4 protein-coding genes are annotated in these 3,170 nt (G+C 64.1%); 1 reads left to right on the top strand and 3 read right to left on the bottom strand.

What is annotated here, in order from left to right:
* Positions 1-79 precede the first annotated feature (79 nt).
* Positions 80-544 (bottom strand): pyridoxamine 5'-phosphate oxidase family protein, encoded by a 465-nt coding sequence (locus DBR22_RS20865; protein ID WP_108600564.1) that lies wholly within the window; start codon positions 542-544, stop codon positions 80-82.
* A 155-nt stretch (positions 545-699) separates the two neighbouring features.
* Between DBR22_RS20865 and DBR22_RS20870 the strand changes: the two genes are divergently transcribed.
* Positions 700-1,122, top strand: coding sequence for an Hsp20/alpha crystallin family protein (locus DBR22_RS20870; RefSeq protein ID WP_108600565.1), 423 nt, complete (start codon positions 700-702; stop codon positions 1,120-1,122).
* 22 nt (positions 1,123-1,144) lie between these two features.
* Here the strand turns inward: DBR22_RS20870 and DBR22_RS20875 are convergent, their stop codons facing one another.
* Positions 1,145-2,170: an ATP-dependent 6-phosphofructokinase gene (locus DBR22_RS20875; RefSeq protein ID WP_108600566.1), complete on the bottom strand. Its 1,026-nt coding sequence runs from the start codon at positions 2,168-2,170 to the stop codon at positions 1,145-1,147.
* Positions 2,167-3,170, bottom strand: a 1,004-nt coding sequence (locus tag DBR22_RS20880) for a putative PEP-binding protein (RefSeq protein ID WP_308810249.1), incomplete at its 5' end; no start/stop codon positions are given. The genes DBR22_RS20875 and DBR22_RS20880, both read right to left, overlap by 4 nt.

Genomic DNA, 3,170 nt, shown 5'->3' on the forward strand with positions numbered 1-3,170 from the left:
GTGCGGTGTCGCCGTCTTGAGCCGGGTCCACGCCCGGCGCTACCCGGTGGAACGGCTGCCATAGTGCCATGCGAATGTTCTAAATCCAGTCAGCCGAGAAATCCTGCGGGGGCCACCACCGCGTCCGCGGCGTTACGGCAAACCTGCGACCGGAAACTTCTGAAGGGGTGATCTGTACCAGGTGCTCCTTAAGGCCGGGCTGCCAGGGTTCGCGGTCTGGACCGCCTTCCCTGAGACTGGCCGGATCGCCGTCGAAGGACCCCGGGGTTCCCTTGACCACAACACTCCACACCTCGGTGGAATAGGCGTTCAGCCCGTCGGTTTCGAAGGCCACAGCTGCGCCGCTGAGCAGCGCACGAAGTTTCGTACCTGGAGCTGTGCGGAAAACCACCGTTGTTCCGATGGTCATGAAGTTCACCGGGAAGATCTCCGGAGCAGCGCCGCTGATCACGGCCAACCTGCCGATATACGAGGAATGCAGGTACTTCCAGCACTCGTCGGCTGCAAGGATTTCCGTATGCGACTCAGAAGGGGAGCTGCTCATGCAAGTGATCCTAGCCCCCGCCATGCCCCAACGGTGCCTGTGTCGCGTGGGCCAGTGGTGAGGGGACCAAAGACTCTGGGTGGCTCCTGGCGGTGGCCCGAGGCTTAAGGGGCGGGGCAAACGTCCCCGGCGGTTGTCATTGCATGGAGGCAGACATGGCTGATTTGATGAAGTGGTTCGACACCCGGCGCTCGCCGGTCGAGCTGATTGAAAGGCTGTTCGAGGGCGATACTGCGGCGTCGGGAATCCGGGTCGAAGAGTCTGTTGAAGGCAATACCCTGGTGGTGCGTGCCGAACTGCCCGGGATCGATCCTGACAAGGACGTCAGCGTATCCGTGGTGGACGGCGCTTTGGAGATCAAGGCCGAGCGCAAGGAAAAGACCGAGCAGAAGGACAAGAACAGCTACCGGTCCGAGTTCCGGTACGGTTCGTTCATGCGGCGGGTTGCCTTGCCGGACGGCGTTGACCAGGACAACATCACCGCCTCCTACAGGGACGGTGTGCTCGAAGTCCGGACCACGGTCCCGGAGAAAGCCCAGCAGGCCCCTGCGCGGAAGATCGAGATACAGCGCGACTGATGTCCGTTGCGCCCGCGCCTGATCAGCCGAACAGGACCGCTGCCTCCCGGTAGCGGTCCTCAGGCACGGTCTTGAGCCGGCCCAGCGCGGCTGCGAAGCCGACGTTGACAATGTCCGTCCCGCGAAGGGAGACCATGGTCCCCCACCGCCCGTTGGCGGCAGAGTCCACAGCGGCCAGCCCCAGCCGGGTGGCGAGTACCCTGTCAAAAGCGGTGGGGGCGCCGCCCCGCTGGATGTGGCCCAGGACGGTTGCCCTGGTCTCAATCCCTGTCAGCCGTTGCAGTTCCTGTTCCAGCAGCATGCCGATCCCGCCAAGCCGGGGCCTGCCAAAGGCGTCAAGGCCACGGGGTGAATACGGCGCCACCTGACCCTCCGGAGCGAAAGCCTCCGCCACCACCACCAGCGGGGCCCGTCCCCGGTCCCGTGCGGATTCAACCCACTCGGCAACCCGTTCCAGCGGGACCCGCTGCTCCGGAATGAGGATGGCGTGGGCGCCGGAAGCCATCCCCGAATGAAGGGCGATCCAACCGGCGTTCCGGCCCATGACCTCTGCGATCATGCAGCGGTGATGCGACTCGCCGGTGGTGCGGAGCCTGTCGATTGCCTCTGTGGCCGTCTGGACGGCTGTGTCGAAACCGAAAGTGAAATCAGTGGCATCGAGATCGTTATCGATGGTCTTGGGGACGCCCACCACTTTGATCTCCTGGCGCGAAAGCTCCTGGGCGGCCGCCAGGGTACCCTCTCCCCCGATGGCGATCAGACCGTCAACGCCCAGTGCGCGGAGGCTGTCACGGACGGCGTCCGCCCCGCCCTCCCTGAGGGGATTGGTCCGGGATGTACCGAGCATGGTGCCGCCGAGGCGGGCAATTCCGCGGACAGCATGCCGCGGCAACGGGACCACGTCCTGCTCCAATACGCCCCGCCAGCCGTCCCGGAATCCGACGAAATCATGGCCGTGGGAAATGATGCCTCCGAGCACCGCGCCGCGGATCACCGCGTTCAAGCCAGGGCAGTCCCCACCACTGGTGAGAATGCCCAGCCGGCTCACGGTGCGGACTTTTCGGCGGCCTTTACGGCGGCGGCGTTTTCAGCGGCGGCGATGACCGGAACGGTCTTGAGGTATGTGTCCGGATTGAGCGAAATCGAATCAATGCCCTGCGTCACCAGGAATTGTGCGAAGTCGGGGTGATTGCTGGGGCCCTGGCCGCAGATCCCTATCCTGATGCCGGCTTCATGGGCCTTACCGATGACCTGGGCGATCATCGAGGTGACGGCCGCATCCCTTTCATCGAACAGCTCAGCCAGCTGTTCGGAGTCGCGGTCGACGCCGAGGACAAGTTGGGTGAGATCGTTGGAGCCAATGGAGAACCCGTCGAAGCGCCGGGCAAACTCCGTGGCGAGGATGACGTTCGAGGGGATCTCGCACATCATGTAGAGCTGGAGCCCCCCAGCCCCGCGGACGAGGCTGTTTTCTGCCATAACCTTGATGACCAGGTCAGCTTCCTGAACGGTCCGGCAGAACGGCACCATCACCACCACGTTGGCGAAACCCAGCCGCTCGCGGACCCGTTTCAATGCGCGGCATTCAAGGGCGAACCCTTCCCGGTAGCGCTCGTGGTAGTAGCGGGAAGCCCCCCGGAAGCCCAGCATGGGATTCTCCTCGGCAACCTCGAATGAGCCGCCCCCGATCAAATGGGCGTACTCGTTGCTCTTGAAGTCGCTGAGCCTGACGATCACGGGGTGCGGGTAGTAAGGCGCGGCGATCTTGGCGATGCCGGTGGCAAGGACATCAACGAAGTATTCCTTGAGGTCGTTGTAGCCGTGGGTGAGCTCCGTGATGCGTTCCGCCTCGGCTGGATCCGTGACCCGTTCGGGATGGACCAGCGCCATCGGGTGGATCCGGATGATGTTGCTGATGATGAACTCCATCCGTGCCAGCCCCACACCGGCTGCGGGCAGGCGCCACCATTGGAAGGCCGCCGACGGGCTCGCAATATTGACCATGACGGCGGTCCTGGTCTCCGGCAGCGCCCCAAGGTCAACCTCCT

The organism is Arthrobacter sp. HMWF013, from assembly GCF_003061105.1.
Lineage (GTDB): Bacteria > Actinomycetota > Actinomycetes > Actinomycetales > Micrococcaceae > Arthrobacter.

Bases quoted from the DNA above. Each gene is read 5' to 3' on its own strand.
- DBR22_RS20870 (WP_108600565.1), top strand. From the start codon at position 700: ATGGCTGATTTGATGAAGTGGTTCGACACCCGGCGCTCGCCGGTCGAG.
- DBR22_RS20865 (WP_108600564.1), bottom strand. From the start codon at position 544: ATGAGCAGCTCCCCTTCTGAGTCGCATACGGAAATCCTTGCAGCCGAC.